Origin of the sequence: Micromonospora sp. D75 (assembly GCF_018070405.1) — a bacterium.
Taxonomy (GTDB): Bacteria; Actinomycetota; Actinomycetes; order Mycobacteriales; family Micromonosporaceae; genus Micromonospora; species Micromonospora chalcea.
The window spans coordinates 1-3268 of sequence record NZ_JAGPXV010000651.1 but is presented as its reverse complement, the minus strand read 5'-3'; the positions used below and the strand labels follow the sequence as shown (position 1 = coordinate 3268).

At 73.7% G+C, this 3268-nt stretch carries 5 protein-coding genes; 2 read left to right on the top strand and 3 right to left on the bottom strand.

All coding sequences use genetic code 11. The annotated features are described in order from the left end of the window. The 3 genes from KBX39_RS27135 to KBX39_RS27125 all read right to left on the bottom strand — a co-directional run. Positions 1-473: ROK family protein (locus tag KBX39_RS27135; RefSeq protein WP_210873191.1), on the bottom strand; the 473-nt coding region annotated here is incomplete at its 3' end. 8 nt (positions 474-481) lie between these two features. After that, a complete protein-coding gene (locus KBX39_RS27130; RefSeq protein WP_030500471.1) occupies positions 482-835 on the bottom strand; it encodes a DoxX family protein in 354 nt (117 codons plus the stop codon). Between the two features lie 91 nt (positions 836-926). After that, on the bottom strand, positions 927-1358 hold the full coding sequence (locus KBX39_RS27125) for a type II 3-dehydroquinate dehydratase (protein WP_069088798.1): 432 nt from the start codon (positions 1356-1358) through the stop codon (positions 927-929). 332 nt (positions 1359-1690) lie between these two features. Between KBX39_RS27125 and KBX39_RS27120 the strand changes: the two genes are divergently transcribed. Together KBX39_RS27120 and KBX39_RS27115 are read left to right on the top strand one after the other, a co-directional pair. Next, positions 1691-2854, top strand: a complete 1164-nt coding sequence (locus KBX39_RS27120) for a DegT/DnrJ/EryC1/StrS family aminotransferase (protein WP_069088797.1) — start codon at positions 1691-1693, stop codon at positions 2852-2854. Continuing rightward, positions 2851-3268: Gfo/Idh/MocA family protein (locus KBX39_RS27115; protein ID WP_210873189.1), on the top strand; the 418-nt coding region annotated here is incomplete at its 3' end. The genes KBX39_RS27120 and KBX39_RS27115, both read left to right, overlap by 4 nt.

Below are 3268 nucleotides of genomic sequence, written 5' to 3'. Positions count from 1 at the left end.
GCGGAGGACCGGCCCGGCACTGGCCGGCCGGCCAGCACGACGCCGCCGCCGATCCCGGTGCCGACGCCCAGGTAGACCACGTCGTCCGCGCCGGCGCAGCGCGCCTCGGCCAGGGCGGCGAGATCACCGTCGTCGGCGACGGCGGTCGCCGCGTCGGGAAAGAGGCGGCGCAGCGCGCCGGTGAGGTCGAGGCCCGCCCAGCCGGGGCGCCCAGGCCAGGTGGTGACGGTGCCCCCGGTGTCAGTGGTCGCCGGCATGGCAACCCCGACCGCGTCCACCGGCCCCCACCGGTCGAGCAGCCGGTCCACCTCGACGGCCAGCACCGTCAGGTCGTCGGCCGGGTCGGCGGCCCCCCGGGGCCAGCGGAAGGTCCGGTCGTACGCCGGCCGCCCGGGTGCCTCCGCGTGCAACGCGACCTTGGTGCCGCCGACGTCGATGCCGAGGACGCCGCCGTGGCGCTGCGGACCGGACACGGCCGGCCTCAGCCCAGCCGCACGTGCAGGTAGACGAGCGCCAGGGCGGCGACGGCAAAGATCACCGGCGTCAGGATCGTCGCGGCCGGGTCCTTCGCCCGGGCGTGGTAGACGACCGCGCCCGTCATCTGCAGGGCGAGACCGATCGCCGCCGCGATGCCCAGGGGCGGCCAGAGCAGGCCGAGCAGCAGCCCGGCGACCGCGGCGAGTTCCAGCACCCCCAGCACGCGGGTCAGCCCCGGCGAGACGCCGAGGTGGTCCATCCGCTCGCGCATCTGTGCCTGCCCGGTGAGCTTCGGCACGGCGGTGCCCGCGAACACGGCCGCGAGGACGAGGGTCAGGACGAGGACGGGAATCTCCACGTGAGGTCCTTCGGGAAGAGTCGGGACGTGCGGACGACCGTACCGCCGGCACGCCGGCGCCCACGGCACCGGACGGCGAGGTGCCCGGTCGTCATCGGACGGTCGCGGTGAGGGCGCGCGCGGCCAGCCGGTAGCCCAGCGCTCCGAGCCCGACGATCACCCCGCTGGCCAGCGGGGCGATCACCGAGTCGTGCCGGAAGCTCTCCCGCGCCCACACGTTGGACAGATGCACCTCGACGAAGGGCCGGGGGTAGTTGGCCAGCGCGTCGCGCAGGCTCCAGCCCGCGATCATCAGGGCGCCCGGGTTGACGATCGCGCCCACCGTGTCGTAGCTGTTCTGGATCTTACGGATCAGCGCACCCTCGCAGTCGTGCTGCTCGGCGACCACACCCCAGCCCCGGGCGGCGACCTCCTCGCCGACGGCGCGTTCGATGTCGTCCAGGGTGTCGGTGCCGTAGATCTCCGGTTCCCGCCGGCCGAGAATGCCCAGGTTCGGGCCGTTCAGCAGCAGCACGTCCGACACGCTTCACCTCGTGGGGCACGGCCCTGGTCCCGCAGAGCCTGATGACTGGTCACCGCAGTCTTACTACGCCGACGGCTCCCGGCGAACCGGCGGCGCCCGACGCACGGCGGACTAAGGGGTGGCTAGGGGCTGTTAGGGGCGGTGACCGCGTATCCGCGTCGGTTACCGTCCTCCCTGCTGAAGCGACGCCGCCGGCTCCAGACGGAGGCGTCACGTACCGCGCGGCCATCCGCTGCTCCGCTGCGCCCGGCCCGCGCACCGGCGGTCTCGGGTCGTCCCGCCCGATGGTCCGCCCAAGCCCCTGGTCTGCCCGAGTTGGGAAGTGGGAAGTCATGAGTGGTCAGCCCTCGACGGTGTCCGAGTTCCCCGAGTGGCCGCAGTACGGCGACGAGGAGCGAACCGGACTGATCCGCGCCCTCGAACAGGGTCAGTGGTGGCGGATGGGCGGCAGTGAGGTCGACTCCTTCGAGCGGGAGTTCGGTGACTACCACGGCAGCCCTCACGCGCTTGCCGTCACCAACGGCACCCACGCGCTGGAAGTCGCGCTGGAGGTGCTCGGCGTCGGCCCCGGTACGGAGGTGATCGTCCCGGCGTTCACGTTCATCTCGTCCTCGCTGGCCGCGCAGCGTCTCGGCGCGGTCGCCGTGCCGGTCGACGTCGACCTGGACACCTACTGCGTCGACCCCGCCGCCGTCGAGGCCGCGATCACCCCCCGTACCAAGGTGATCATGCCGGTGCACATGGCCGGGCAGTTCGCCGACATGGACGCGCTCGACAAGCTCGCCGCCGACGCCGGGGTGGCTCTGCTGCAGGACGCGGCACACGCCCAGGGCGCGCAGTGGCGCGGCCGGCGGGCCGGCGCGCTCGGCTCGGTGGCCGCCTTCAGCTTCCAGAACGGCAAGCTCATGACCGCCGGCGAGGGCGGAGCGGTCGTCTTCCCCGACGAGGAACTGCGCGAGCGGGCATTCCTCGTGCACAGCTGCGGCCGGCCCCGCACCGACCGCGAATACCTGCACAGCACCACCGGCTCGAACTACCGGATGAGCGAGTTCACCGCCGCTGTGCTACGCGCCCAGCTGACCCGCCTCGACGAGCAGATCGCGCTGCGCGAGCAGCGCTGGCCGCTGCTGTCGAGCCTGCTCGCCGAGATCCCGGGCGTCGTGCCGCAGGCGACCGACCCCCGCACCGACCGCAACCCGCACTACATGGCGATGTTCCGTATCCCCGGGATCGGCATCGAGCGTCGCCGTGCCGTGGTGGACGCGCTCATCGCCCGGGGCGTCCCGGCGTTCGTGGCGTTCCGGGCGATCTACCGGTGCGAGGGCTTCTGGAAGGCCGGCGCGCCCGACGAGTCGGTAGAGGAGATCGCGGCCCGCTGCCCCAACACCGAGCAGATCCACTCCGACTGCCTCTGGCTGCACCACCGCACGCTGCTCGGCACGGAGCAGCAGATGCACGAGATCGCCGCCGTGCTCGCCGACATCCTCGCCGGATGACGGCCCGGCCCCCGGCCGCGGCCGGCCGGCCGGTGCGGGTCGCGGTGGTCGGCCTCGGCTGGGCCGGGCGGGAGATCTGGCTGCCCCGGCTCGCCGCACACCCCGGCTTCGAGGTGGTCGCCGTGGTCGACCCGCAGCCCGTGGTGCGCGATCAGGCCCGCGACACGCACGCCGTCGCGTCCGCGTACGCCGACGTCGAGGACCTGCCCGCCGGAACGGTCGACCTGGCGGTGGTCGCCGTACCGAACCACCTGCACGCGGTCGTCGCCGTCCGGCTGCTGCGCCGGGGCGTACCGGTGTTCCTGGAGAAGCCGGTCTGTCTGACCTCCGCCGAGGCGGGCATCCTGGCCGACGCGGAGCGCGACGGCGGCGCGGTGCTGCTGGCCGGCAGCGCCGCCCGTTACCGGGCCGACG